This window comes from Mesorhizobium monacense (assembly GCF_056781675.1).
Window position 1 is genome coordinate 3,407,566 of record NZ_CM165567.1, and the last position, 26,238, is coordinate 3,433,803.

The 26,238-nt window shown below is 61.9% G+C and carries 14 protein-coding genes and 4 pseudogenes; 9 read left to right on the plus strand and 9 right to left on the minus strand.

The annotated features are described in order from the left end of the window. Window positions 1-82 precede the first annotated feature (82 nt). Window positions 83-1,018 (plus strand): hypothetical protein, encoded by a 936-nt coding sequence (locus AC1RUK_RS16635; protein ID WP_481834748.1) that lies wholly within the window; start codon window positions 83-85, stop codon window positions 1,016-1,018. A gap of 707 nt (window positions 1,019-1,725) precedes the next feature. Here AC1RUK_RS16635 and AC1RUK_RS16640 read toward each other — a convergent pair. Beyond that, window positions 1,726-3,228: a serine hydrolase gene (locus AC1RUK_RS16640; RefSeq protein ID WP_481834747.1), complete on the minus strand. Its 1,503-nt coding sequence runs from the start codon at window positions 3,226-3,228 to the stop codon at window positions 1,726-1,728. Between the two features lie 228 nt (window positions 3,229-3,456). Here AC1RUK_RS16640 and AC1RUK_RS16645 point away from each other — a divergent pair, with 228 nt between their 5' ends. Beyond that, complete coding sequence (locus tag AC1RUK_RS16645; RefSeq protein WP_481834746.1) at window positions 3,457-5,118, plus strand: acyl-CoA synthetase; 1,662 nt, start codon at window positions 3,457-3,459, stop codon at window positions 5,116-5,118. Between the two features lie 376 nt (window positions 5,119-5,494). Further along, window positions 5,495-8,092: a bifunctional diguanylate cyclase/phosphodiesterase gene (locus tag AC1RUK_RS16650; RefSeq protein WP_481834745.1), complete on the plus strand. Its 2,598-nt coding sequence runs from the start codon at window positions 5,495-5,497 to the stop codon at window positions 8,090-8,092. 56 nt (window positions 8,093-8,148) lie between these two features. Here AC1RUK_RS16650 and AC1RUK_RS16655 read toward each other — a convergent pair. From AC1RUK_RS16655 to AC1RUK_RS16690, 8 genes and pseudogenes are all read right to left on the minus strand, one after another. Next, window positions 8,149-8,726, minus strand: a pseudogene (locus tag AC1RUK_RS16655) (multiheme c-type cytochrome); the annotation flags it as partial. Then, window positions 8,719-9,147 (minus strand): DUF2721 domain-containing protein, encoded by a 429-nt coding sequence (locus AC1RUK_RS16660; protein WP_481834744.1) that lies wholly within the window; start codon window positions 9,145-9,147, stop codon window positions 8,719-8,721. The gene AC1RUK_RS16660 and the pseudogene AC1RUK_RS16655, both read right to left, overlap by 8 nt. An 88-nt stretch (window positions 9,148-9,235) precedes the next feature. Then, window positions 9,236-9,895 carry a hypothetical protein gene (locus AC1RUK_RS16665; protein WP_481834743.1) on the minus strand — a complete coding sequence of 220 codons (660 nt, stop codon included), beginning with the start codon at window positions 9,893-9,895 and terminating at the stop codon, window positions 9,236-9,238. A gap of 47 nt (window positions 9,896-9,942) precedes the next feature. Next, window positions 9,943-10,209 (minus strand): annotated as a pseudogene (locus AC1RUK_RS16670) (haloacid dehalogenase-like hydrolase); the annotation flags it as partial. A 508-nt stretch (window positions 10,210-10,717) separates the two neighbouring features. After that, window positions 10,718-12,311: pseudogene (locus tag AC1RUK_RS16675) on the minus strand (DUF1254 domain-containing protein). Window positions 12,312-12,405: 94 nt separating this feature from the next. Further along, entirely contained in the window at window positions 12,406-13,389 is a 984-nt protein-coding gene (locus AC1RUK_RS16680) for an alpha/beta fold hydrolase (RefSeq protein ID WP_481834741.1), read from the minus strand. A 175-nt stretch (window positions 13,390-13,564) separates the two neighbouring features. Continuing rightward, window positions 13,565-13,804 (minus strand): helix-turn-helix transcriptional regulator, encoded by a 240-nt coding sequence (locus tag AC1RUK_RS16685; RefSeq protein ID WP_481834740.1) that lies wholly within the window; start codon window positions 13,802-13,804, stop codon window positions 13,565-13,567. Beyond that, a complete protein-coding gene (locus AC1RUK_RS16690; protein WP_481834739.1) occupies window positions 13,714-14,610 on the minus strand; it encodes an AraC family transcriptional regulator ligand-binding domain-containing protein in 897 nt (298 codons plus the stop codon). Before AC1RUK_RS16690 ends, AC1RUK_RS16685 begins: the two co-directional genes overlap by 91 nt. A gap of 564 nt (window positions 14,611-15,174) precedes the next feature. On the opposite strand from AC1RUK_RS16690, the pseudogene AC1RUK_RS16695 reads away from it, so the two are divergent. From AC1RUK_RS16695 to AC1RUK_RS16720, 6 genes and pseudogenes are all read left to right on the plus strand, one after another. After that, window positions 15,175-15,852 (plus strand): annotated as a pseudogene (locus tag AC1RUK_RS16695) (EAL domain-containing protein); the annotation flags it as partial. A gap of 380 nt (window positions 15,853-16,232) precedes the next feature. After that, entirely contained in the window at window positions 16,233-18,290 is a 2,058-nt protein-coding gene (locus tag AC1RUK_RS16700; protein WP_481834738.1) for a hypothetical protein, read from the plus strand. Between the two features lie 304 nt (window positions 18,291-18,594). Next, entirely contained in the window at window positions 18,595-20,433 is a 1,839-nt protein-coding gene (locus AC1RUK_RS16705) for an adenylate/guanylate cyclase domain-containing protein (RefSeq protein WP_481834737.1), read from the plus strand. A gap of 93 nt (window positions 20,434-20,526) precedes the next feature. Continuing rightward, a complete protein-coding gene (locus AC1RUK_RS16710) occupies window positions 20,527-21,897 on the plus strand; it encodes an FAD-binding oxidoreductase (protein ID WP_481834736.1) in 1,371 nt (456 codons plus the stop codon). Window positions 21,898-22,158: 261 nt separating this feature from the next. Beyond that, entirely contained in the window at window positions 22,159-23,181 is a 1,023-nt protein-coding gene (locus tag AC1RUK_RS16715; RefSeq protein ID WP_481834735.1) for an IS110 family RNA-guided transposase, read from the plus strand. Between the two features lie 595 nt (window positions 23,182-23,776). Further along, window positions 23,777-25,909 carry an adenylate/guanylate cyclase domain-containing protein gene (locus tag AC1RUK_RS16720; RefSeq protein ID WP_481839479.1) on the plus strand — a complete coding sequence of 711 codons (2,133 nt, stop codon included), beginning with the start codon at window positions 23,777-23,779 and terminating at the stop codon, window positions 25,907-25,909. The last annotated feature ends 329 nt before the right edge of the window (window positions 25,910-26,238 follow it).

Consider the following 26,238-nt stretch of genomic DNA (forward strand, 5'->3'; position numbering starts at 1 on the left):
AGATGTTGCGATGCCCCACGCGCCCATAGGTATTTAAGCAAAATGGCATTAATCTGCGCAGCCTGGGGTTCAGGGCAGGCGAATGGATTTCGGCACGGGCCATGGCTACCTCCTCATCGGCGGCCTCATCCTGGTCGGTGCCGGGCTGCTGATTCTGTCGCTGATCGTCAATCTTCGCGTGGCGCACAGTGTGCGCGACGACGTGCGGCATCGCGAAAAGCTGCTGGAATATTATCGCAACATCTTTTCGCAGCTCGGCGTCATCCTGATCGGCATCGGCGTGTCCCTGTTCATCTTCTTCTTCCAGCAGAATTATCAGGACCAGAAAAGACGCGAGACGGAGCTGCAGCAGGTGATGGCCAAACTGGCGGCGCGCATTGCCCGCGGCGCCCCTGTCGTCGCATCGCTTGGCGAATTCGACGCACTGCTGGACAAGGGCGGGGCCTATGTCAGTCCGGACCTTGGGGGAACGAACGCCGCGGTCAGCGCCCAAGGTGCGGAACTCGGCAAGCAGGTCGCCGAGATCCTTCTGGTCGAGCGCGACGTCGACGTTCAGGCGTTCGAGACCCTCAACCTGTCGCGCGATTTCGAAACCTCGTTCGTCGTCAACGAGCTCGATCCGAGGCTGTGGTTCAACATCGTGCGGGACGAGAACGACATCAAATATGCCACCACCCAGCTCGCCCTCGACTACAAGGATTTGCTGGATGCGATCGGCGGCGAGCCGGTCGAGGCTGCGGTCGCCAATCCTGAAAAGCAGCGCAAGATCAAGCAGGAGGTGCTCGACATCTTCTACGATGCCGACCTCCTGCGCCAGCGCAGCAGGAGACATCTCGGCCGCGCCTGCTGGCTGTTCAGCAAGGGGAGCGGCTTCGTCAGCCTTGTACCGGCCGATGCGATCGAAGCCGATGCCAGATCGCACCAGGAATGGATCGACCGATCCGAACCTCTGCTGGCGCAATCGAAGTCAGGCAGCGGCGATTGCTTCAAATTGCTCCACTACGGCCAGGCATCCTGAGCCGGGAACGAGCCGGTCGCGAAAGTCCGCCGCTCCAGGGTCAAAACCCAATCACTCCCAACGACCGGTTCGACCTGTTCCCGTCGTCAATGGCACGCACGATGGATGACTGGATTGAGACCCAATGCGGCGTTTCAGCTGCGAGCCTCGCTTGCGGGAGCTGCGTTGGTCGTTGGAGACCAATGGTATTTTTAGCGGGATGCTAATATACATAGACGCCCGAACCAGCAGCGCCTGCCCAATATTTGAGGAATGTCATGCGACGGTTCATCTTCACGGCAATGTGTATCGCCGCAGCAACGGGTGCTAGCGCCCATGATTGGTACGAAGACAGGATTGACCCACTGACGAAATTCAAGTGCTGCGGTGGTTCTGATTGCCGCGCCATACCTCGGTCTTCGGTGCGGTCCAGGATTGACGGTGGTTACATTTATTTGCCGCATAATTTCATCATCCCAAAGGACCGCGTGCAGGACTCTCCAGACGACCAATACCACATCTGCGAGAATACATACGTCATAACCAATCAGCTGTATTTGCGTTGCTTTTTCGCGCCTCGGGTCAAGATCTCTCTACTTCTCCCACGTTAGCGTAAATACTGCGCGTCGCTGCCGGGATCGGCACCGGCAAGGTGCGCAGCCGTGGCAAATTCGGTCGCGCCGCTCGCTGCCCTGACCGGACGCTCGCGTTGCTGTCTACCGGCCATTCTAGTCGCCGACGCGCCGCAGCGTGCCGAGATGGTTGTCGTCGAGAAATTCTACGGTCATGGCCGACGCCTTGCCGTCGGGGCCGACGGCAAAGCTTACACCGGTGGGCCTGTCCGGCGTCTCGGCATCGGGGAAGGTCAGGAACAGGTCGCCGTCGAAATGCGTCAATGAATAGGACCGGGCGCCGGCCGGGCCGACCTTGAGCACAAGGCCGTCTCCCGCACTCGACACGACCGCGTCGCCGATGAAGTCGTTGGCGTAGCGACCGGCATAGGCGCTGGCCGGCGCGGCCGGCCGTGCCGGAGATGGCGGCGTTGCATAGGCGGCCTTGGCCGCTTCGACCGCCGGACCGAACATACCGGCATAGATCCCGTCCCATGCTTTGACCCAATCCTTCTCGATCGTGCCGTCGAAGACGAGATCGGCGAAGCTGTCGGACAGCCCCTCCGGCACGCCTGTCGGAAAGGCGTTGGCGATGATGACGATGCCAAGCTTCTCCTTGGGGAAGATCGTCACCAGGGTGCGTGCGCCGACGCTGAAGGCGCCCGCATGGCCCCAGCTCAGACCGTGGCGGCCGAATTCGACATTCCAGCCAAGGCCGTAGAAACTCTCGCCGCCGGAGACGGGGTTCTTGCCACGCGTCATCAGCGGCACATGCGTCTGGTCCAGTGCATCGGCGGCAATCAGCGTCTTGCCGGCAAAGACCCCGTTGCCGAGTATGAGGCGCGCCCATTGCGAGAGATCGCGTGCGGTGGAACTGACCCCGCCCGCGGGCGCCTGCGCATCCGGTTCGCGCTTTATCTTCGCGGCCCAGGCGCCATCGACCTTGACGTGGAGCGCGGCGCGATTGGCGTGCCTGACGAAGTCGGAATGCCGGGAGCTGGTCGAGGCCATGCCAAGCGGACGGTAGAGTTTTTCCTCGGCGACGTCCTCCCAGGGCTTGCCTGTCGGATTGGCGGCAGCAATGGCACCCTCGGTCAGTCCGAAATTGCTGTAGGAGTAGCCGGCACGAAAGCTCGACGATGGCGGCACGAACCGCAGACGATGCAGGATCTCGGCGCGGTCGTAGCCGATGTCCTCGAGGTCGTCTCCGGCGGTGCCGGGAAGCCCGCTGCGGTGCGCAAACAGGTCGCGGACGGTAAGTTGGCTGGTCGGATAGGGATCGGCCAGCCGGAAGGCCGGATCGAGATCGGCGATCTTCGAATCCCAGGACACGATCCCGTCACTGACCAGCGCCGCCACGACGGTGGCGGAGACCGGCTTGGAGAGCGAGGCGATCTGGAACACCGTTTCGGCGTCGACGGCCTCAGGCTTGCCGGCCTCGCGATGGCCGAAACCTTTGAGGAAGATCACTTCGTCGCCATGCACGACCCCGATGGCGAGACCGGGCACGGCACCGTCGGCGACGGCGGCTTCGGCGAGCGCTTCCAGCTTCGACAGGGCGGCAGCGATGCGCTCGGGCGCAATGGTGTCGGCCGACGCCATGCACGGCCAAAGCGCCATGACGGCGATGCAGGCCCAAATCCTCAAATCGCAGAGTTTTCGATCCAGCCGCACGCTCGAGCCCCCTCCCCTGCATTCACCTGGCCATAGTACAGGCCGGCGCATGCGAGGCCAATCCTCGCTCCGGCAATCGACGTTCGCCACAATCGACCGCCGCCACGATTTCAGGCAATCTGGCCGATGATGGCGCGCCATGGGGAAAAGGCGCGCCGCCGAGGGGGGACTGCCATGACCAAGGCTTCGGCCGGCTTGCCGCGCTATGAGGATGCCGTTCAGCGCTTTCGCATCGAGGATGAAGTCGCCCGGCTGCACGGCGACCTTGCGACCGGCATCAACGCCTATGTCGAATGCTGCGGCCGCTATACCGGCGAGGACCGGCTGGCGCTGCGCGCGATCTCCGCCACAGGCGATCTCAGCGAGTTCAGCTTCGACGATCTCGCCGACATGTCGGGCCGCGCCGGCAATCTGCTGAAGGACCTGGGCGTGCGTCCCGGTGATGTCGTCGCCGGCATGCTGCCGCGCATTCCCGAACTGGTGGCGCTCGTCCTCGGCACCTGGCGTATCGGCGCAGTCTACCAGCCGCTGTTCACCGCCTTCGGCCCGAAGGCCATCGAACATCGGCTGGGTTACAGCGGCGCCAGGCTGGTGGTGACCAACCCGGCCAATCGCGGCAAGCTCGACGAGGTAGAGAAGCGCCCGCAAGTCGCTACCATCCTTGGCGCCGGCGAGGCCTTGCCTGCAGGCGATATCGATTTTCGCGCGGCGATTGCCGCCGCCTCGCCCGACTGCCCGCCAATCTTACGCAAGGGCGACGACCTGTTCATGATGATGTCGACCTCGGGCACGACGGGCCTGCCGAAGGGCGTGCCGGTGCCGCTCAACGCGCTGATGGCCTTCGGCGTCTATATGCGCGACGCCATCGGGCTAAGGCCTGACGATGTGTTCTGGAACATCGCCGATCCCGGCTGGGCCTACGGCCTCTTCTACGCCATCACCGGCCCCTTGCAGCTCGGCATCGCCACGACCTTCTACGAAGGTGCCTTCAACGCCAGGAGCACCTACGACATCGTCGAACGCCTCGGCGTCACCAGCATCGCCGGCTCGCCGACCGCCTATCGGCTGCTGATGGCCGAAGGGGCGGAAGCGGCCGCCCGCATCAAGGGCTGCCTGCGCGTGGCGAGCAGCGCGGGCGAGCCGCTCAACCCTGAAGTGATCCGCTGGTTCGACGCCCATCTCGCGGCACCCATCCATGACCATTACGGCCAGACCGAGAACGGCATGATGGTGAACAACCATCATGGCCTGTCGCATGCCGTGCGGCCGGGCTCGGCGGGCTTTGCCATGCCCGGCTATCGCATGGTCGTGCTGGACGAAGCCGACCGCGAGCTTGGCCCCAACCAGCCCGGCATCCTCGCCGTCGACATCGCGAAGTCGCCGCTGCTCTGGTTCGACGGCTACCACCAGGCCGACACGCCGGCGATATCAGGCGGCTACTACCGCACCGGCGACACGGTCGAATACGAGCCGGATGGCTCGGTGAGCTTCATTGGCCGGGCCGACGAAGTTATCACCTCGGCCGGCTATCGCATCGGCCCGTTCGACGTCGAAAGCGCACTGATCGAACATCCGGCGGTCAACGAGGCAGCAGTCGTCGGCGTGCCCGATCCGCAGCGCACCGAGATCGTCAAGGCCTTCGTGGTGCTGGCGCCCGCCTATCGCGGCAGCACCGAACTCGCCGAGGAACTGGCGCAACACGTCAAGAAGCGGCTCTCGGCGCATGCCTATCCGCGCGAGGTCGATTTTGTAACCGAGCTGCCGAAGACACCGAGCGGCAAGATCCAACGCTTCCTGCTGCGCAAGGCGGAGGTGGAGAGGCGGAAGGGCGGGTGAGTGGAACCGGTGGCGCCGAGCGGCCGGGCGCGTCTCAGACCGAGCGGAGATAAAATCCAGCATGGCGGCAAGGGGCGCCGGGCTTCTCTTAAGCCGGCTGCGAAGGGCCGCACCCTCCCAGCAATCCACCAGCAGGCTCGCCATCCTGGTCGTATCGACGTCAGACGCAATGGCGCCCTTCTTGCTTCGTTGCGTCGAGGCGAGCCGACATTCAGTCTGCGGGCTGAAATGCCGACAGCAATGGGCCCGATGCTGAAACTTGCGGCCGGCCTGGAAGGTTAAATTTAAGCACTATCTACTAGGTTCGCCCAATGGGCTATTGTCCAGGAAAGGTATTCGGGTCGAATTGGCCAGAACGAGATTCAATCTCGGCCGCGTGAGACAGGCCGTTTTTTCTGCCGCCAACTTGCCGGCGGCGATAGCCTTCGTCGTGCTTCTGATCTGCGCCGTGTTTGCCGACCAGCAGAACAGAAAAGTCTCCGATCAACTGGCGCGCGCCGATGTCCTGGCCAAGGTCAACATCATCCGCGCCAAGCTCGAGGGCAACATTAACGGCAATCTTCAGCTCGTGCGCGGCCTGGTATCGGCCATCGTCACCGAGCCCTATATGGGCCAGCAGAGATTTGCCGCGCTCGCCGGCAACCTGTTCGAGCAGAAATCGCAATTGCGCAACATCGCCGGCGCGCCGGATCTCGTCATCTCGCTGATGTACCCGATGGAAGGCAACGAGAAGGCGATCGGGCTCGATTACCGCAAGAACGAGGCGCAGCGCACGGCAGCGCTTCGGGCGCGCGACGGGCGCACGCTGGTGTTCGCCGGTCCGGTCGACCTGGCGCAAGGCGGACGCGGCTTCATAGGCCGCATCCCGGTCTTCGTGCCGACGGCGGGCGGCGGCGACCGCTTCTGGGGCATCGTCTCGGCGGTGGTCGATGTCGAGCGGCTCTACACGGCGAGCGGTCTCACCGACCCCCAACTCGACATCGATGTCGCGCTGACCGGCAAGGATGCGCTGGGCGGGAGCGGCGAACGTTTCTTCGGCGGCGACAATGTCGTCGCCGGCAAACCCGTGACGGCCGAAGTGCAGCTGCCTTCAGGCTCCTGGCGGATTTCGGCCATTCCCAAGGGCGGCTGGCCAGCGGGGCCGAAGAATGAGCGGACCTTGCAGGCGCTCATGGCGCTCGCCGGCGCGCTGGTGGTGCTGCCGATCCTGGTGGCCGGGCGGCTGTTCGGCGAAAGGCAGGAAAACTATGCCGAGCTGAGACGCCTGTCGGGGCGGCTGGAACTGGCGCTGGAGGCGTCGGGCATCGGCGTGTGGGAGCACGACCTCGCTACCAACGAACTGGTGTGGGACGACCGCGTCAACGAGATCTACGGCAGGCCCGCCGACGGCAGGCCGCGCGCCTATGATGACTGGTCGGGGACGATCCATCCCGACGATATCGAGCGTGCCCGGCAGGATTTCGACCAGGCCGCGGCGACCAAGGGTCTCTACTCCTCGCAATACCGCCTCGTCCATGCTGACGGCCATATCCGTCATGTCCGCACGCGCGCGACCTTCTTCCAGGACGCAGGCGGCACGCCGAAGATGATCGGCGCCGAATGGGACGTGACCAGCGACGTGCTGCTCAACGAGAACCTCGTGCGCGAGCGGCAGCTGTCGGAATCGAAGAACGCCGAGCTGGAGGCCGCCAAGGCGCGCATCGAGCATGTGGCGCTTCACGATTCGCTGACCGGCCTGCCCAATCGCCGCTATCTCGACGAGATGCTGGCCGAGAGCGGCGAAGCCGGCCGGCGCACGGCGCTGCTGCATCTCGACCTCGACCGCTTCAAGCAGATTAACGACACGCTCGGCCACGCAGCGGGCGATGCCATGCTGTTGCATGCCTCGAAGGTGATCAACGCGAACGCCGGGGCTGCCGATTTCGTGGCGCGCATCGGCGGCGACGAGTTCGTGGTGGTGAGCCATGGACGCGGCGACGACAAGCTTGCCGAACTCGCCGACCGCATCATCGAGGAGATGCGCCAGCCGATCACCTACCAGGGCCACCAGTGCCGGTTCGGCGTCAGCATCGGCATTGCCGCCAATAGCGGCGTCGACGCCAAGCAGCTGCTCGTCAATGCCGATCTCGCGCTTTACCGGGCGAAAAGCCATGGCCGCAATCGCTACGAATTCTTCAACGAAGAGCTGCAGAGCGAGATCGTTCGGACCAAGCAGACCGCCGATGAAATCCTGGGCGGGCTGGAACGGAACGAATTCATCGCTTACTACCAGCCGCAGTTCGACGCCAAGACGCTCGAGATCGTCGGCGTCGAGGCGTTGTCGCGCTGGAAGCATCCGCGGCGCGGCATCCTCGCCCCCGCCGCCTATCTCAAGGTGGCCGAAGAGCTCAATGTCGTGGCGCTGATCGACCGCACCACCCTCAAACAGGCGCTGGAGAATTTCGAGCGCTGGTCGCACCTCAACATCCCGCGCGTGTCGGTCAACGTCTCGGCCAGGCGCCTGGAGGACCGGGACCTGATCAAGGGTTTGCGCGAGCTCGCCATCAAGGAAGGGACCGTGTCGTTCGAGCTGGTGGAGTCGATCTTCCTCGACGAGAACGACGACTTCGTTTCCTGGAACATCGAGCAGATCAAGGAACTCGGCATCGACATCGAGATCGACGATTTCGGCACCGGCCACGCCTCGATCGTCAGCCTGCTCAAGCTGCAGCCGCGCCGGCTGAAGATCGACCGCCAGTTGATCACGCCGATCATCGACTCAAAGGCGCAGCGGCGGCTGGTGTCGTCAATCATCGAGATCGGCAAGTCGCTCGGCATTGAAGTGGTGGCCGAAGGCGTCGAAACGATGGAACACGCGCGCATCCTGAAGGAATTGGGCTGCGACATCCTGCAAGGCTACGCCTTCGGCCGTCCGATGGACGCCAAGGCCTTCAAGGTGTTCGCCCAGTCGCGCAAATGGCTGGCGGCCGGGTAGCGGGCACCCTACGCCCTCAGCTCACGGCGGCTATGCGCCGCATGGCAGTCATTCCCACGGGGATCGGTGGAGTGACAGTCGATGCAGGTCCGGTTCCAGCGATAGAAGGGTCCGGTCCAGTGGTAGGTCGTGCCGGGTTTCGCCGGCGTGCCTACGCCAAGCCAGAACCATTCCCGCTTGTTCGTGTCCCAGGCGATATCGAGGGCCTGCAGCCTGCCGCGCCAATATGGACGAGATATTGCTGCAGCGGCTCGTAGGCGAAGGTGTATTTGACCTGGAACTCACCCTCCTTGCCGTCGAGCCCCTCGGTTCGGACGAAGTACTGGCTACCGCGCCTGAAGAAGGTCGTCAGTGTGCCGTCATGCTCGAAGCGGACGCCGTTGAAATTCCCACGCACCGTGCTGTCGTCAGCGACAGCCATCGCCTTCGCATGGTTCGACTTCGCGAAGGCGGCCGCCTGGTCCGCGTGGCAGGCCGCGCATTTTTTCTCGTCTACGAATCCATCGTGAATGACGACCTGCGGATCGGCCGTGGAAAGACCTGCCTCCGCCGCCGAGACGTGCCCGGGGATGGCAAATACAAGTAAAAAGCCCAGTGCCGCCAGCAAATGGCCGGCTCTGTGAGGTTCAATCATGATGGTCATGCTCGCTCAAAGCAATTCTTATGTCCTGAAGGAAACGCAGCAGTGAGCCTACCAGCAGGACCAAGGCCACGACGAACAGCACGCCTGCGCCCGGCTCGTGCCTGTAGCGAAGAAGACTTGCCACAAAACCGAAAAGAAGAAGTGCCGTGATGGCAATACCGCTCATCACCACGAGATGCAGCGACTGATTGAGAAGGAACTCTCGGCGCTTCAGCCTGGCAATGTCTGCTTTCAGCCAGACACGCGCCTCGTCGTCGTGGGCGATCTGGTTCAGGCGACGCAGCCGGTCGGTTATGCGCGTCATGCGGGCTATCAGGATGGACAACAGAGCGGCGATTGCGGTGAGCAGAAACGACGGCGCCAACGCGTGCGAGATCATGGTCGAAATCTGATCGGCGTCGAGACTTGGCATTTGCGACCTCGTGTCTGCCAGCGTTAGCGCACCTGTTACCTACCGACCACACCATCGGATCGCTATAGCATGGCCATAGGTTCGCGTTCTATGGGAGGACATTCACGGCACGCGCTGCGACGATGACAAGGGTCAGCAACGAAATCCCGCTCTCGATGATCATCAGCATCTTGGCGCGTCGGCTAAGCGGCAGGACATCTGTAGGACTGAAAGCTGTCGCTGTATTGTAGGCGAGAGAGAAGTAATCGAGAAACAGCGGCCGCCAGTCCGGCAAAGCGACATCCGGCGTCGCGACTTGCGGAAAGAGCCAGTCTGGCAGGTTTTCGCCACTCTTCCTCGCGGCAGGGCCGCCGCGATCGATCTGCCAATAAAGCAACGCGAAAGCTAACACGTTGGTGACCCAGATCGCGAGCGAGGATGAAAGCAGGGAAACCGCGCGCGTTTCCGGCGGGTGCAGCGTGATGATGCCGATCATGTCCGCAAGCTCCAGCGTCGTGTTGGCGACATAAGCCAAAGCAAACAGAATTATTACTGACCTCTCGGCGCGCAGCCAGAAGAGGACATTGCTGGTGGAGAACGTGACTGCCGCCATCGGCACGAGGATCGCCAGCGCAACGACATACGAAACCCACGCTGGCATGATCTGGACATGGTGCGGCAATGCCGCGAGTAGCCCCAGCACCAGAATTATGGCGAGCGCCGGCACCCAGCGTGGTTCATACCGAGGCGGGAGGGTCACATTGTTCATGTTAATTGCCTAGCCGCCGCTGGCACGGAGGGATCGGCATCCTCCTATTATTCCGGAAATATCTTCTTCCAGTCGTTTTTCATGTCCACGACCGTCCAATTGTTGACCTCGGCGGCGTCGAGTGCCTTCTCCAGGTGACCGAAATCACTCTTCCGGTCGTAGGCATATTCGCGTTCGGCGTCGGTGTGGTGAACGATCAGTTCGAACTGCAGGCCTTCGGCGAGGGTCGTCCATTTCAGCATTTCGAGATCGCCGTCGGAATTGCCGAAAGCGGCGATGGGCTTGCGGCCGATATGCTCATTGATGCCGACCGGCCATTGTATCGAACACCTCATCAGCAATCTTGGCCAACGTCTCGTCGGATACACTCATGAAGCCACTGTGCACTCATTTCGATCAAGCGACAACGGTCTCAGGTCATGAGTGTGAGGTGTCCCGCCGAAGAACACGCTCCTATCCTCCGTTAGTGGAGCAAGGCAGTCTGCGATATCACGCGAGGGCTCGGTCTTCTAGGCCCATCATCTCGGGAGCGGAACTTCCGGTTCCGGTCCCAGAAAGCCCTGTTCCGAAAAGCGCCGCATGGCAGCCGTAATGACCAGTTTTGCGACTTCCTGAAAGCAGACGTTCGGATTTGGGGGGCGTGCCAAATCGCCTCGCCCAGGAGGGCAGCAGCCTCCGGAGCAAGCGAATATTCACCGGACATTCCGATTGCCTGCAAAGGCAAGAGTGGTCAGAGCGGGGCGGTCATGATGCATTTGCACATTCGGCGGGACGGGCGTCAGTTTGGTCGGCGACGCCCGCCCGTTCGATTTTAAGCCAGTCCTATTTGACCAGTTCGATCTCGCTGGGCCGCCACTCCTTGGTGAAGAACGACTCAAGCGGGCTGTAGAGGCGCAGAAGCGTAAACCAGCCTTTCTTCGGGTCGGTCTGGATCCAGTTGCCGCGCGGCACGCTGTCGGGCTGGGTCGGGCCGAAGTAGATGGTCGTGGAGCCGTCCGCCGCTGCCTCGGCAGCGGGCGATGGATAGCTCTGGCTGCCGGCGCGCGGGTAGCCTTGCGGCGTGTCGAGCATCGAGCGGGTCATGTTGTCGTAGAGCGTAAATGACCAGAAGTTCGCTTCCGGAATGTCCTTCGGCAACGTCACCTTGTAGGTCTTGGCGCCGTCAAAGTAGTTCTTATCGGCATCCATCATGGCAAATAGATACTGCGATCCGATGCCGGTCAGGCGCATAGCCATGCCCGGTGTGATGCCCGTAACTCCGTAGAAGAAATTGGAGCGCGCATCCATCGTCCTGTAGCCGGTAGCTGGATGAGGCTTGACGCCCTCAGGCGTTATTTCAGGGATCGGCGTCTCGAACTCGTAACCGGTTTGGAACAAGTAATTCATCCAGGCTGAGTTCGGGATAATAGAACCAGCTCGGATCGCGCGGACTCATGAAGAGGCTGCGCGAAGTCGCGTTGGCGACCGCGAGCGCATCGGTCATGATCTTTTTCATCCGCTCGTCTGGCGCGAAAGGCTTGCCCTTGACGATGCCGATGGCGGCGACCGGACCCATCAGCTCCGGATCGAGTGAGGTGGCCGGCTCGTTCTGCACGATCTCGTTGAGAGTCTCGTAAAAGCTCCAGTCATTCGGCGGAAGGGTGTTCATGACCTTGCCGCTTCCATTGTGAAACACGGTCGGCGGAGGTGGGGTGACTTTCCCGAGCTTGACTTTCCCGGCCAGGAAGTCGGCGACGGGAGTGCCGACACCGCCGACTTCGTATGGGTACACCTTCATGAACTTCTTGATCACCTCGACCGCCGGCTTGGGATCGTTATTTTCAAGGAACGACCGACCGAACCACAGGATGGTGTTGGTGCGGGCGCGCGCGACAAAGAATCCTCCCGTTGGCAACTCTCCGGTGTAGTCCGGCCCCACGATCAGATACTTGCCGCCCTCTCCGCGGTCGGGTCCTGGCGCGCCCACGTCGATCACCCAGCGGAACCAGGCGTCCTGCACCGCGCCAAGAAACTTGGGCGGTGTCTCCATCACCACCGGTCCCTTGCTGAGATCGAGGAAACCCATGACGTAGATCGTGTCGGCGTTCGCGGTCAGGAACAGCGACTTGGCGTCCATCAACTGTTCGAAAACAACAACCTCGTTGTCCTTCATCCCAATACTCATCATGCCCCTGCGCAGAGAGGCGATGCTGACGCCTCGCATGTTGTCCATGAACGCGCGGAAAGCATAGGTGAAGTCGAGGTTGTCGTAGAGCCTCTCTGCGGTGTCCTTGCTCGGCACGCCGTCCTTGAACTCGAACTTGCCGATATTGGTCTCGACGATATCGGGCGTTACGAGCATTGGAGGGATTTCAGCCGATTGCGCGATTGCCTGGATGCTGCCGGCTAGGAAAGTGGATGCGGCGAGGAGCACCATCAATCCGGCGCGTCTGCAATAGATCGGTTTCATTGTCAGTCCCTTTCGTCTGATTGATAAGTTTGATTGTGCTTGTTGTAGGCCGGCGAGGCGGCTACGGCTTGCCGCCGAGCTGCCGGATGAAATCGATGATGTAGGACGCAGCCGTTTCGGGCTGCTCCAGTGGCAAGAGATGGGCTGCTGCGGGCACGTTGATGAGCGTCGCACGATCGCCTAGCTCCTTTTGGAGCACTTCGCCGTTTTCGGGAGGCGCGATTTGATCCTCCGCACCCTGCAGGATCAAATATTTGGTCGTCCCGGGAGGCGCCCACCAGGCTTCGAGCGGCGTAGCTTCGGCGGCCTGCTTTTCGATCGGCCCCGCTTCGGGAGCACGAGAGGGCTTGAACACCTCCCATATCTTTGCGGAATCTTCCGGCTTGGAAACAAAAAACGGCATGATCGCCAGGACCTCGGCATCGCTGGACGTCGGGTTGAGGAGAATCGCCAACGCGTGGCCGGCTGCCGGTTTGGGTTGTACCTTTCCACCCGCCGCCAGCAGGATGACACTCCGCGTCACCTCAGGATGGGACGCGGCCAACATGCGGGCCACACGATTGCCGAAGTCGTTACCGGCTGCATTGACCGGTCCTAGCTTCAGGGCCTGAATGACGCCCGCGACATCGTCCGCCAACGTCTGGAGCGTGATGCCGGTGCTTGAACCGGTACTTTTGCCCGATCCTCGGAAGTTGATGCCGACTACACGGTAGCCAGCCTTGGCAAGGGCCTCCGCCACACCATCCAGATAGCCGACTGTGAGGGTTGCGCCCGGTAGAAGCACGATCGCTTCGCCCTCGCCTCGGGTGACGTACTCGATGCTGGCGTCGGCCAGCTTGACGATACCAGTCTCGACAGTTTGCGCTTGCGCGATTGTCAGGGACGTCATCAACATAAGGACGGCGGCAGACATCGCACCAATCAAGCTTGCTGAAAGCCGCTGCCAGGGTCGAAACGGTGAGGCGTGCGCGACCTTGACCCTGGTCGATGCGACAGCAGCGGCAAAGGCGGAAGCGGTCAGGAGCAAGTTCCGTCTGGTGGTCATTTTGCGATACCCCTCTCAAAGGATGACCGGCGGCGGCCGAGCCGCTATCAGCAACGCGAGCGTCAAACCTCCGCAGTTGCAGAGATTGGCTTTATGCTACGCTGGCGCGCACTGGGCCGTCCTGTCATTTCACGACACGGCGGCCCTGGGAGAAGGCCAGCCGCGGCGTGGCGGCTTACTGGCGGCGCTCCTGCCGCAGCCGACGGAAGTCCGACGGCGAGACGCCGGTCCAGTGCCGGAATGCCCGCGTGAAGTTGGCAGAGTCGCTGTAGCCGATCTCAAAGGCGATATCGATGATCCGTCGCTTGGGGTCCTCCAGCAATCTCACCGCGGCTTCGAAACGAACTTCAGCGAGAAGCTCGGAATAGTCGTTGTGACATTCCGAGAGATTCCGCTGTAGGGTTCGAGGGTGCATTCCGAGAGATTCCGCTGTAGGGTTCGAGGGTGCATTCCGAGCGCCTCGGATATGAGGTTCAAGTGACAACGACCTTCGCCGGTCAGCGCGGCGATGATCTGCTTGACCGAGCCAACGAAATCCACTGACGGCGCGGAGGCCTCGAACGTCATCAGATCGCCATCGTGTGCGCACGCGTCGCCTCGAAACCGCTCAAGGGGCAGGCTCATTAGCTCAGCGGGAAAGACGAAGCCGCAAAACTCCGACGGACGCACATTCTCCGTTGCGAACGCTAGCTGCGCTGCGGAGACGTTGTGGTTCGGAGTCATCAGGACCTCGCTGGGCTGCCAGTCAGGTCCCGCGGCGAGCCTGATGAGGTCCCGCATCAGCAGCAGGGCGCATTGCTGGGCGACACGACTGCCCGGTCCGGTCTCGTACATGTGGCGATGAAAGAACTGGACGTTCGACCCGGAGAAGGTCCACCAAAGTTGCTCCGCTGAACTGTAGAGGCCGAACGTCGAACGGATCTTGCCCAGCGCATCATGAAGCGTAAGCGATCGCAATAGGCTGCGCCCGAAAGCACCGAGGCCCTCTACTCGCGCATCGCGGCCAACGATGTAGCCGAGATTCGGAATGCCGGAGGACCGGGCGCTTTTGTCGAGGAAAGCGTGCGCGAGATGGGTAGGAACCAGTGCTTCATAGTCCCTGCCCGTCACCGCAGGGATCAATCCATCATCCATCTCGCGCGCATATGGCGCGCCGAGCCCCTCCATGAATTGGACAAACGGAAGGTAGGCACTGGCGCGCACTTGCGGAACTGGAGTCACCGCGGGCCCTCTCGACTTTGCTAATGTATCCTATGAAAGTATTACAGGCAAACGACAGAGCAGTGTGATCGTCGCCAGCAAAGTCAAAGCGCGTCGCGCAAAACTATACCTTAACAATCAACTTCGCGGTCGCGACGATCAGTGATACGACTTCAGATTACTCCTCCGGTCCAACTGCTAGGGGCGACGCGAGTGGGTGCTGCACATCGCTGAGTTCGCATCCGGGTTGGAACGAGCCGATGGTTGAATCCAAACCCAACGGCAACCGATGGGGCGCAAAGCGGTCCGCACTGCGCTGGACGCAATGGTCAACTTATTAGCCACTTATCCCGAAAGCGGACTGTCCGCATTCGGCCAAGTCCGGCCGTTCTAAAATAGCCGCTTCGCGCCATTTTGAGACCTTCGCCGACGGAAGGGTTTCAGGTCGTTCGCCGGCAAGGCCGCGCGCAGAAGATTCGGACTGCGAATCCCATGGCCAAAGAAAACGCGGTCAGTTGTCGGGAGCCGCGCCGGTCGTTCGTCCTCTGGATGCAAAGCGCAAGAACCGGATACCCAACCATGAGAGAGATCGTCGGCGTCGAGGCGTTGTCGCGCTGGAAGCATCCGCGGCGCGGCATCCTCGCCCCCGCCGCCTATCTCAAGGTGGCCGAAGAGCTCAATGTCGTGGCGCTGATCGACCGCACCACCCTCAAACAGGCGCTGGAGAATTTCGAGCGCTGGTCGCACCTCAACATCCCGCGCGTGTCGGTCAACGTCTCGGCCAGGCGCCTGGAGGACCGGGACCTGATCAAGGGTTTGCGCGAGCTCGCCATCAAGGAAGGGACCGTATCGTTCGAGCTGGTGGAGTCGATCTTCCTCGACGAGAACGACGACTTCGTTTCCTGGAACATCGAGCAGATCAAGGAACTCGGCATCGACATCGAGATCGACGATTTCGGCACCGGCCACGCCTCGATCGTCAGCCTGCTCAAGCTGCAGCCGCGCCGGCTGAAGATCGACCGCCAGTTGATCACGCCGATCATCGACTCAAAGGCGCAGCGGCGGCTGGTGTCGTCAATCATCGAGATCGGCAAGTCGCTCGGCATCGAAGTGGTGGCCGAAGGCGTCGAAACGATGGAACACGCGCGCATCCTGAAGGAATTGGGCTGCGACATCCTGCAAGGCTACGCCTTCGGCCGTCCGATGGACGCCAAGGCCTTCAAGGTGTTCGCCCAGTCGCGCAAATGGCTGGCGGCGGGGTAGCTGGCACCCCTGCGCCCTCTGCCCACGGCGGCTTGCGCCGCATGGACGCCGTAGAGACTGTATTAAGCCTTGCTCAATAGCAGACATTCGACAACCGGATTCGGAAGTCGCCGATGCGCCAATCTCGGACGGAGTCAGTGATCGGGATGAACGTCCTTAGATGGGATCAACGCGTCATTGTCCGTTTCCCTAAAGGGCAATATCGCGGTTCGACGATCCCTGCTTAATCTTGACACCAGAGTAATGCCCAGAAAGACTGTCGTCAGGGCGTCACCGAACGACGCGTATCAATATTTTGGCTCACGCAATGACGGCGACAGATTGGTGGCAACTCGTTGGCAGCGGGTGGTAACGCCAAAAAAACACCACAGGAGAGAGCATTGAAACACGCTCGGGGGCTTTGGTTAATTCTGCTCGCACTTGGCACCATGATGGTGGTGGCTATCGCGCCGGCGTCCGCACAGCAGCTCGAAGGTCAGGTCCTCGGCGCGGGTGCCCCAATCGCCAACGCGACGGTCACGCTTTGGGCTGCAAGTGCCGACGCCCCCAAGCAGCTCGCCAGGACGGAAAGCGATGCGGATGGCCGTTTCACGCTGAACTCCGCCCAGGCGCCCAGCGGCGACAGCAACCTGTATCTCGTCGCCACCGGCGGTGAACCGACGGCCAACAAGGGAAGCGGAAACAACCCGGCCATCGCGCTCATGGCAGCGGTGGGTCCGACAGTGCCAGCCAAAGTGACTATCAACGAGATGACGACAATCGCCTCGGTGTGGACGCACGCCCAGTTTCTCGACGGCGCTGCAATCAAGGGCCATGCGCTCGGCCTCAGGATCGCTGCGGGCAACGTGCCCAATTTCGTCGATCTTGAGACGGGCGGCTGGGGCGGGCCGATCCAGGACCCTCTCAACAGTGGCCAGACGCCGACGATGGCCAACTTCGCGACGCTGGCCGACGTGCTGTCAGGGTGTGTGACGACCGTGACGCCCGACGCTTGCAGCAAGCTCTTCGCGGCCGCCACGCCTCAGCAAGGAGGCGCTCCGACCGACACGCTGGCGGCGGCGGAGAACGTGGCCCGTTATCCCTGGTATCAACCGAACCGGCTGTTCGCCCTGCTGGATGCGTTCTATCCGGTCCCCGAGGGCAAGAACCTGCGGCCGGTGCCGTACATGCCATATCTCAACCTGTCGCCCAGCGCGTGGGTTCTGCCGCTCAAGTTCGATGGCGGGGGGTATCGGGCGGGCGGCAAGGCAATGTTCGATAGTGAGGGCAACCTTTGGGTGGGCGACAACTTCAGCGTCGGCTGGCAGGCGTCGGATGCCCTTTGGCAAGGCAGCGCCACCAAGTTCGCTCCCAACGGTCGTGCGCTCTCCCCGATCACCACGGGCTTTACCGGCGGCGGCATGGAGGGTGGCACCTTTGGCGCGGCCGTCGATGCCAAAGACAATGCCTGGCTGACGAACTACGGCAGCAAGTCCATCACAGTATTTGACAAGAACGGCAAGCCGCTGACGCCGCCCGAAGGCATCACGTTCGATGGCAAACTTGGTCTTATGCAGGGTGTCATCGTCGCGCCAAGCGGAGACGTTTGGGTTCTCGGCGTCGAGAAGAGCCAGCTCGTTTACTTTCCCAAGGGGGATCTGGCTGCGGGCCGGATCGTTTGCGAGGGCGATAGCGCGGAGCCGTGCAAGTCATTCAAGGCACCGTTTTTCCTTGCCATAGACCAGCAGGACCGGATCTGGGTATCCAATAGCGCGCTCGACCACGTTACACGCTTTCCCGCCGCCGATCCTACCAAGGCGGAGAAATTCAAAACCGGATTTAACAATAGCGGCCTTGCCATCGACAGCCTGGGCAACGTTTGGATCACCGAACGGTTCGGCAGCGGGCTGCTGGGCATGGCCCATCTGTTTGACTTCGATGCACGCGTGAAGCTCGAGGGTGTTGCAAAGGCGTCTGACTACCTGACGAAGACTATGTCGGAGCAGGAGGGAGGTAGTGGCAGCGTTACGGTGCTGCGGCCGGATGGCACGCCATACCCCGGTTCGCCCTTCAAGGGCGGCGGTCTTCCCGGTCCATGGGCTGCGGTCGTGGACGGCAACGACAACGTTTGGATTTCCAACTTTGCGATGCCTAGCAGTCCAATCGTGCAGCTGTGCGGTGCTCGCACCGAGAACTGCCCTCCCGGTATGAAGACCGGCGATCAGATTTCGCCGCCTGGAGGATATGTCGGTGGGGGCCTGCAATTGCAAACCGATCTCGCCGTCGATCCGGCGGGCAACGTATGGGTGATGAACAACTGGCAGGATATCGACAGCTGTTACGCCAACCCTAGCGAGGCGCTTTCGACCCGCTGCGGGGGCCAGGGCGTTGTCATTTTCTATGGAGTAGCCAAGCCCGTCCGCGCACCGCAAATCGGGCCGGCACACGGGTACGAGTGACGAACCGGTGGCGTCTCAGGCGCTTCGTCCCAACAGCCGGAGCGACTGCACTTTGAGCAACATGCGACATTCAATGTGCGGTAGCGAACGTCTGGGTTGGGTCAGATAACGACGATGCCCACGTCTACCTGAATGTCCGGTTTTGACTGGTCCGCACCGTGAAGCTGCCAGTCCGCTGTCGGCCCCACTTTCCCGGCGATCCTTTGGCGGGCTCTGATCCATTCAGAAATCGCGGTTTGATGGACATCGCTACTGCTCACCAGTACAATCTCGGCTACTGCACTCTCTGGGACAATCGCGCCCCATGGCCGAAGAACGTGCCCAGCGCCGCCTCGCCGCCATCCTTGCGGCAGATGTGGTCGGCTACGGCCGACTCATGGAACAGGACGAGGCCGGCACGCTCGCGTCTCTGAGGGAACGTCGCAAGAGCATACTGGTACCGTTGGTCGCGGAACATCACGGCCGGATCGTCAAGTTGATGGGCGATGGCGTGCTCGTCGAGTTCGCCAGCGCGGTGAACGCGGTCGCCTGCGCAGTCGAATTGCAGAAGCGGATGGCGCTCGCAAACGAGGGGGTTGCCGAGGACCGCTGCGTCGTGCTCCGCGTCGGTGTCAATTTGGGCGATGTCGTCGTCGACGGCGGCGACCTCTTTGGCGATGGTGTCATAATCGCAGTGCGACTGCAGTCAATCGCGGAGCCAGGCGATGTCTACCTCGCGGGAAGCGTGCATGAGCAAATTGGTAGCAAGCTGGCGGTCGCGTTCGACGATCTCGGTCCCTGCAACATAAAAAACATTGCCAGACCGATCCGTGTACTACGCGTAAAATTGGGGAGCGAGAGGCCGTCACGACCTGCTGCGCAACAGCCCCCTCACGCCAAACCATCCATCGCGGTTCTACCCTTCGCCAACTTGAGCGGCGACGCTGCACAGGACTACTTTATCGACGGCATTACGGAAGACATCATAACCGAATTATCGCGCTTCAACGGCTTGCTGGTCATTGCCCGGCAGTCTTCCTTTGCTTATCGGGGCAGGTCGATCGATGCTCGGCAAGTCGGTCGAGAACTTGGCGTTCAATATCTTCTCGAGGGGAGCATCCGCATCGCGGGAGCACACGTCCGCGTAACAGCCCAGCTAATCGACACTATTGGTGGCAGCCATCTCTGGGCTGAGCGCTACGATCGGGATTTTGGCGACATTTTCGCCATTCAGGACGATATTTCCCGAGCGATCGTCAGCATGGCAGTGTTGCGCTTGCAGGACGATCGGCTTGAGCGTGTCGCCAGCAAGCCGCCACAGAGTGTCACGGCGTACGAATGGTGGCTGCGAGGCAAACGCGCTTTTTCATTACATACCATAGAGGGAATGCTTGAGGCCCGACGCCTATTCGAAAAAGCCGTCGAGGTCGATCCCAATTATGCCCGTGGCGTCGCCGGGCTCGCCTTCGTACATAATATGGCTACGTCATACATGGATTGGGGCGTCCCTTTTGATAAACCGCACGAATTGGCTCTGAATCTAGCGCGCAAGGCGGCTCAACTGGATCCAACCGACCATGTTGCGGAAATCATCCTGGGCTGGTGCCACATGTTTCCCCGCAAGTACAGCGAGGCGAAATGGCACTTTGATAGGGCGCATGCGCTCAACCCCAATGATGCAGATGGATTGATATATCGATCGAGCTACCTCGCTTACACCGCGCAATGCGAGGAGGCGGCTGAGACGCTGGGGCAAGCATTTCGTCTCAACCCCAGTTATCCCGATTGGTACCTGGCTTTCGGGATCATAGTTCACGTTCTTTGCCGCCGCTATGACCGTGCTCTTGAGCTCGGAGCCCAGGCTTCAAGAGACGTGTGGCCCGAGTTTCCAGGGTGGCTGGCAGTGGCTAACGCACATTTGGGAAACCTCGACGAGGCTCGATCTCTCGGGACGGCATTCTTGCGCAATGTCCGCGGCATTTGGCGCGGAGATCCAGGCGCTGACGACAAAGAGCTGATGCGCTGGTTCTTTTTTGACAATCCCATCCAGCACCAGGCTGACGTCGATCGTCTTCTTACGGGCTTTCGGCTAGCCGGGCTGCAAGTATTAACCGAGACGCCGCCACGACGGCCAGTTTCGGGCGTTCGGCCGTTGCGCGAGTAGATTGTCCGGCCGCCTTGCCCAACCTGATTTCTTCGATTTTGATGCCGGCGCCGCGACGTGGAACTATCGGCTCCGAAAGCGGAGGAAATAGCGATGACCAAAGACTTCGACAGCGGCGGTATCGCACGGCTAGCAGGCCGGCTTAAGGGCGAGTTGGTGCTGCCGGGCGATGCGGCCTACGAGCAGTCGCGCCGCGTCTGGAACGGAGCGGTCGACAAGCACCCCGCAGCCATCGCGTATTGCCTCTGCACTCCGGACGTCGTGACGTCCCTGTGCGAGGCACGGGAGGCGAACCTGCCCGTCTCGGTCCGCAGTGGCGGACACAACGTCGCTGGGAAAGCGGTCGCCGAGGGCGGCCTTGTGATCGACCTGTCGCGCATGAAGGGCCGCGTGATCGACGAACGGCGCCGCACGATCCGGTCCGATGCGGGCCTAACCCTGGCCGAGTTCGACGGCGCGACGCAGACCTTAGGGCTGGCCACCACCATGGGGGTGAATGGAACCACCGGGATCGCCGGGCTGACGCTGGGCGGAGGTTTCGGCAAGCTGGGGCGACGGTTCGGGTTGGCCTGTGACAACCTGATCTCGGCCGAGGTCGTCACCGCCGGCGGGCAGGTACTGCGCGTTTCCGCCGAAGAGAATCCGGACCTCTTCTGGGGTCTCAGAGGCGGCGGCGGCAACTTTGGAATCGTTACCGCATTTGAGTACCAGCTGCACCCGATCGGCACGGAGGTGGTGTCGGGTTCGATCGCTTTTCCATGGCTCCGCGCGCGCGAGGCGGTCCGATTGTTCTGGAATTTCGCGGTCACCGCGCCGGACGATTTGAACATAGACGGGGCACTATTCACATTGAACGGCGAGCGTATGTTCGGCATCTCGGTCTTCCATGTCGGACCCACGGAACGGGCGCGGCGGATGCTGGCACCGCTTCTCAGCGGGGCCGAGAAGCTGGGCGCGCAGCCGCGTCTGGCAAGGCTGCCCTACCGGCAGGTGCAGACAGGAGGCGATGCCACCTTTCCCAAGGGGCGGCGCTACTTCTGGAAGGCGCAGTTCATGCGCGCCCTCCCGGACGAGGCGATCGACGTGCTGCTAGACCACTACCCGCGAGCGTTCTCATCCGATGCCTTGACGGTGTTCCAGCAGGTTGGCGGCGCCATCTCCCGCGTGCCGGTCGGCGCGACAGCCTATGTAAACCGCGACGCACAGTTCGACTGCTTCCCGGTCGCAATTTGGGACGATCCCGCAGAAGATGCTGCGCATGCCGCCTGGGTCCGCGACATGTGCGCAGCACTTGCGCCATTCTCGACCGGGGGCGTCTATGTCAACAACCTCGGAGACGAGGGGCCGGCCCGAGTTCGCGCCGCCTATGGCGTGAACTGGACGCGGCTGTCAGAATTGAAGGCGGCTTACGATCCCGACAACGTATTCTCGGGGAACCAGAACATCCCGGCGGCGCATTTGTAACGGCCGGCGCATCTCGCCCCTGTTTGTCACCCACCCGGCATTTGCGGCGTCAGCGGACTGCGGGATTGTCGCCACGCTGCTCAATGCCCCCAACAGCGCAAGGTCAGGTTTGGGTCAGGCCACGACATCGCGCTTGGTCGGTTCAACGTCCGCTTTCGTTTTCCCTTACTCCGCAACCTAACCGACCGCTTTTGATGCGGTGGACGGCTCTCCACCCCCTTGCGGCTATAGTCGCGGGGTTAGAGCTGGAGGAGAGCTGCCATGGGCATTGCTACGACGATTGGTCTGGATATCGCGAAGTCGGTCTTTCAAGTGCACGGCGTGGATGCGGCTGGCGAGGTTGTCATCCGCAGGAAACTGACCCGTGGGCGGGTCCTGGGGTTCTTCGAGAATATGCCCCGATGCCTCGTCGGGATCGAGGCATGCAGCTCCTCGCACTATTGGGCTAGAGAACTGATTGCACGAGGCCATGATGTGCGGCTACTTCCTGCGCAGTATGTGAAACCCTACTTGAAGCGGCAGAAGAACGATGCGGCCGATGCTGAGGCCATTTGCGAGGCCGTGACCCGGCCGACCATGCGCTTCGTGCCGGTAAAGACGCCCGAGCAGCAGAGTGTGATGATGTTGCACCGCGTTCGGTTGATGCTCAACCGCCAGCGCACCCAGCTATCGAACGCGTTGCGGGCGCATCTCTCGGAGTTCGGTATCGTGGCGCCGATCGGGCGGGGCGGCATCGAGCAACTGCTTGCCGTCATCAACGACGAGAACGACCCGAGGGTGCCAGCTGACGCACGGCTCTGCCTGCAGATGCTTGAGGCGCAGCTCATGGTCGTGAAGGCGCAGATACTCGAGAATGATCGAAGGGTCCGGGCGAGTGCGAGAGAGACCGAGCTTGGTCGCAGGTTGATGGAGATACCAGGCGTGGGCCCGTTGCTGGCGAGTGCGTTCGTGGCGACCGTCGCCGATGCGCACGCTTTCAAGTCGGGGCGCTGCCTCTCGGCCTGGATCGGGCTCGTGCCGAAGCAAAACTCAAGCGGGGGCAAGGAGAAGCTCGGCAGCATCTCCAAAGCCGGCAATCGTTACTTGCGCCAGATGCTCGTGGTCGGCGCGATGGCGGTCATCCGTTATGCCGAGCGGAACGGGACTAGGCGGCCATGGCTCGTGCAGCTGATGACCCGGCGAACGGCCAAGGTTGCAGCGGTTGCGCTCGCCAACAAGACCGCCCGGATGGTCTGGGCGTTGATGACAAGTGGCGAGCGCTACAGGGAGCCAGTCATCGCATAGAACGAGACAAGGCGAGCGAACGCCGACGAGGTTGGAAAGGGCGGACAGGAGCTGATGCACAAAGCCGGTTGATACCGCCGGATCAGGAGAACCCAATTGGGCCGTGCACCTTCGAGTGCGAGCTTTCGATCGGGACCTGAGCCGCGCGAATGGCATTATGGCCAGCGGCATATGAAGAGCCGCACCTGCAGGTCGGATACATGGCCGCACCAACCAGCAACTGCAGAGCGCTCAAATAGAACCCTTGCCAACGGAGAGCCGTCCATACACGGCCCAAAGGCTGCCAGGCCGCAATGCGCCTCATGTCGGCCGCTGAGAGCAGTTTGGCCACTTCCTGAAAGCCGACGTTCCAAGCGACCACGCTGACAGCCGCGGTTGTGCCGTCTGCGGACACTGGCAAATCGCCGACTTGGAGATCAGCCTCACTATCATCGGACCGCTGCCATGATGAACTCGAACCAGAAATCAGCGTCGGCCTAACGCCACGCCACTCACCCTGTGCAATTGCGGTCGCCTTTACGCTTCGACGGATGCCGTCTACTATTCAGCCGAAGGCAGGGTCGTAGACATGGACCGCAAGCTTGCTGCCATTCTCATGTCTTCTCCAGGTGTGACCGGCTCATCCCGCCCCGCGGGCTGGGGCTTGGCCGCAAAGCTGTTTACAACCCTCGTCCTTCTTGGCGCGATCGCGGTCTTGGTGACCGGGGCGCTCGGTTACTTCCGCGCCCGCGACGCTCTCGAAAAAGCAGTCTTCGACCAACTCACGGCCGCCCGTCAGACCAAGACGCGCCAGGTTGAAAACTACTTCCGCACGATCCAGGCGGAGCTGCGCCTGCTTGCCACTTCCAAGATGGTAGTCGATGCGACACGCGAGTTCCGGATCGCGGTCGACCAGCTCGACCGGGCAGGCGCGCCGCCTGAACTGCGGCAGAAGGTCGGCGATTGGTACGCTGAGAACTTCATCCCCGGAATGACGCGCACCCTGGGCAGGGAACCAGCCCTGTCGGACTACCTGCCGGTCGGTGGTGCCCCCTACTATCTGCAGTATCACTACATTGTGGAAAATCCCAACCCGGCGGAGCGGCGCAAGCTTCTCGACGACGCCGGCGACCGAAGCGAATACTCCAGGCTGCATGCCATATATCATCCATTGATGCGCGCTGCGGCTACCACGGTCGGCTTTTTCGATTTCATGATTGCCGATCCCAAATCAGGTCGCCTGATCTATACGGTCGAGAAGGAGCTGGATTTCACCACGTCTCTTCAGTTCGGTCCGTACCGCCGCACCAACGTCGCGGCCGCCGTCGCCCGCTGTTCGCAGATCGCAGACCCGTCAGCCATCTGCCTCGAAGATTTCGCCTCCTATGCGCCATCAGGCGGCGCACCGATCGCCTTCATGGCAGCACCGGTGATCGCCCAGGGCGTCGTCATCGGCGTGCTGGTCGCGCAATTGTCGAATGATGAGATCGACAACGTTGTCACCGGCGATCGCCGCTGGCGGCAGGAAGGGTTCGGCGACACGGGTGAGGCCTATCTCGTCGGACCCGATTATCTGGTGCGCTCTGGCCCGCGGGCGTTCTACGAGAACCGGGAAAACTACTTCGCCGACCTCAAATCCGTCGGCGCTTCGGACGAGGAGATCGCCGCCATTCAGCGTTACCGGACACCAGTGCTGCATCAGCGCATCGACACCAAGGCCACCCGTGCCGCGCTCGCCGGTGTCGAGGGCACGGGCGAGATCATCGGATACCGTGGCGTCCCGACGCTCGCTTCATGGGGACCGCTCGCGATTTCCGATGTCAAGTGGGCTCTCGTCACCAAGATCGACAGCGCCGAGGCCTTCGCACCGATCGCCGAACTTCGCCGGGATCTGCTGCTCGTCGGGGGACTGGCGCTGCTCGTGGTGGCCGCCACCGCCGCCTGGCTTTCGCGCGCGCTGCTCGGACCGCTCCGCGATCTCACTGCCGGGGTGAAACGCTTCTCTGCTGGCGACTATGCGGTCAGCGTGCCGGTCCGCACGCGCGACGAGATTGGCGAGCTCTGCTCAGCCTTCAATGGCATGGTTGAGGATCTGCACCAAAAGAATGTCGTGATCGAGAACAAGAACCGCGAGAACGAGCAGCTGCTGCTCAACGTCCTGCCGGCACCGATCGCCAACCGGCTGCGCAGTGGCGAGGAGGGGATCGCCGACGGCTTCGCCGAGGTCACGGTCGCCTTCGCAGACCTGGTCGGGTTCACGGCGCTGACATCGGAGATGCCGCCGCACGATGTCGTGACGTTTCTCAACGGACTCTTCACGCGCTTTGACGTTGCCGCCAATGATCTCGGTATCGAGAAGATCAAGACGGTGGGCGACGCCTATATGGCGGTGTGCGGCCTACCCGTGCCGGTGGCCAACCACGCCGAGCGCATGGTCCGCATGGCCATCCGCATGGTCCACATTACCCGCGAGCACGCGATGGAACACAACGTCTCGATGAAGCTCAGGGTTGGCGTCAACAGCGGGCCAGTGGTCGCCGGCGTCATTGGGAAGAGCAAGTACATCTATGATTTATGGGGTGACACAGTGAACCTGGCGAGCCGCATGGAGTCTGGCGGAATTCCCGACTCTGTTCAGGTGACGCGCCCCGTCTACGAACAGCTCAAGGACCAATTCGTCTTCGAGCCGCGCGGCGCTATCGAAGTCAAAGGCAAGGGAAAAGTGGAAGCCTGGGTATTGAGATTTTAGTCGCGTGGTACCCCCGATGCCGGCTGGCCCCTCCACCTATCCGCCGTCAACGGCTTTCGCCGCGGGCGCGACTGGCCACCTTCACGCGGTTCGAAGGTCGCGACGAAGTGCATCGGGCCGAAGAGATCAACGCCCCCTATGTGCTCTTCTGATGTCCGCTTCTGCTCTGACACCGGCCATTGCTACCGTGGCGTCCAACGTCCCGGTATGGCGCAAAGCTGTCCATACTTGGCTGGACGCAAAGGTCGGCTTTCTAGCCCAATTTTCACGAAAGCGGATCTTCCGCTTCCGGCCCAAGTCCGGCCGTTCTAAATAGCCGCTTCGCGCCA

Coding starts and splice junctions, on each gene's coding strand:
- AC1RUK_RS16665 (WP_481834743.1), bottom strand. CDS start 9,895: ATGAACAATGTGACCCTCCCGCCTCGGTATGAACCACGCTGGGTGCCG.
- AC1RUK_RS16715 (WP_481834735.1), top strand. CDS start 22,159: ATGGGCATTGCTACGACGATTGGTCTGGATATCGCGAAGTCGGTCTTT.
- AC1RUK_RS16640 (WP_481834747.1), bottom strand. CDS start 3,228: ATGGCGCTTTGGCCGTGCATGGCGTCGGCCGACACCATTGCGCCCGAG.
- AC1RUK_RS16710 (WP_481834736.1), top strand. CDS start 20,527: ATGACCAAAGACTTCGACAGCGGCGGTATCGCACGGCTAGCAGGCCGG.
- AC1RUK_RS16635 (WP_481834748.1), top strand. CDS start 83: ATGGATTTCGGCACGGGCCATGGCTACCTCCTCATCGGCGGCCTCATC.
- AC1RUK_RS16645 (WP_481834746.1), top strand. CDS start 3,457: ATGACCAAGGCTTCGGCCGGCTTGCCGCGCTATGAGGATGCCGTTCAG.
- AC1RUK_RS16660 (WP_481834744.1), bottom strand. CDS start 9,147: ATGCCAAGTCTCGACGCCGATCAGATTTCGACCATGATCTCGCACGCG.
- AC1RUK_RS16720 (WP_481839479.1), top strand. CDS start 23,777: ATGTCTTCTCCAGGTGTGACCGGCTCATCCCGCCCCGCGGGCTGGGGC.
- AC1RUK_RS16705 (WP_481834737.1), top strand. CDS start 18,595: ATGGCCGAAGAACGTGCCCAGCGCCGCCTCGCCGCCATCCTTGCGGCA.
- AC1RUK_RS16685 (WP_481834740.1), bottom strand. CDS start 13,804: ATGCACCCTCGAACCCTACAGCGGAATCTCTCGGAATGTCACAACGAC.
- AC1RUK_RS16680 (WP_481834741.1), bottom strand. CDS start 13,389: ATGACCACCAGACGGAACTTGCTCCTGACCGCTTCCGCCTTTGCCGCT.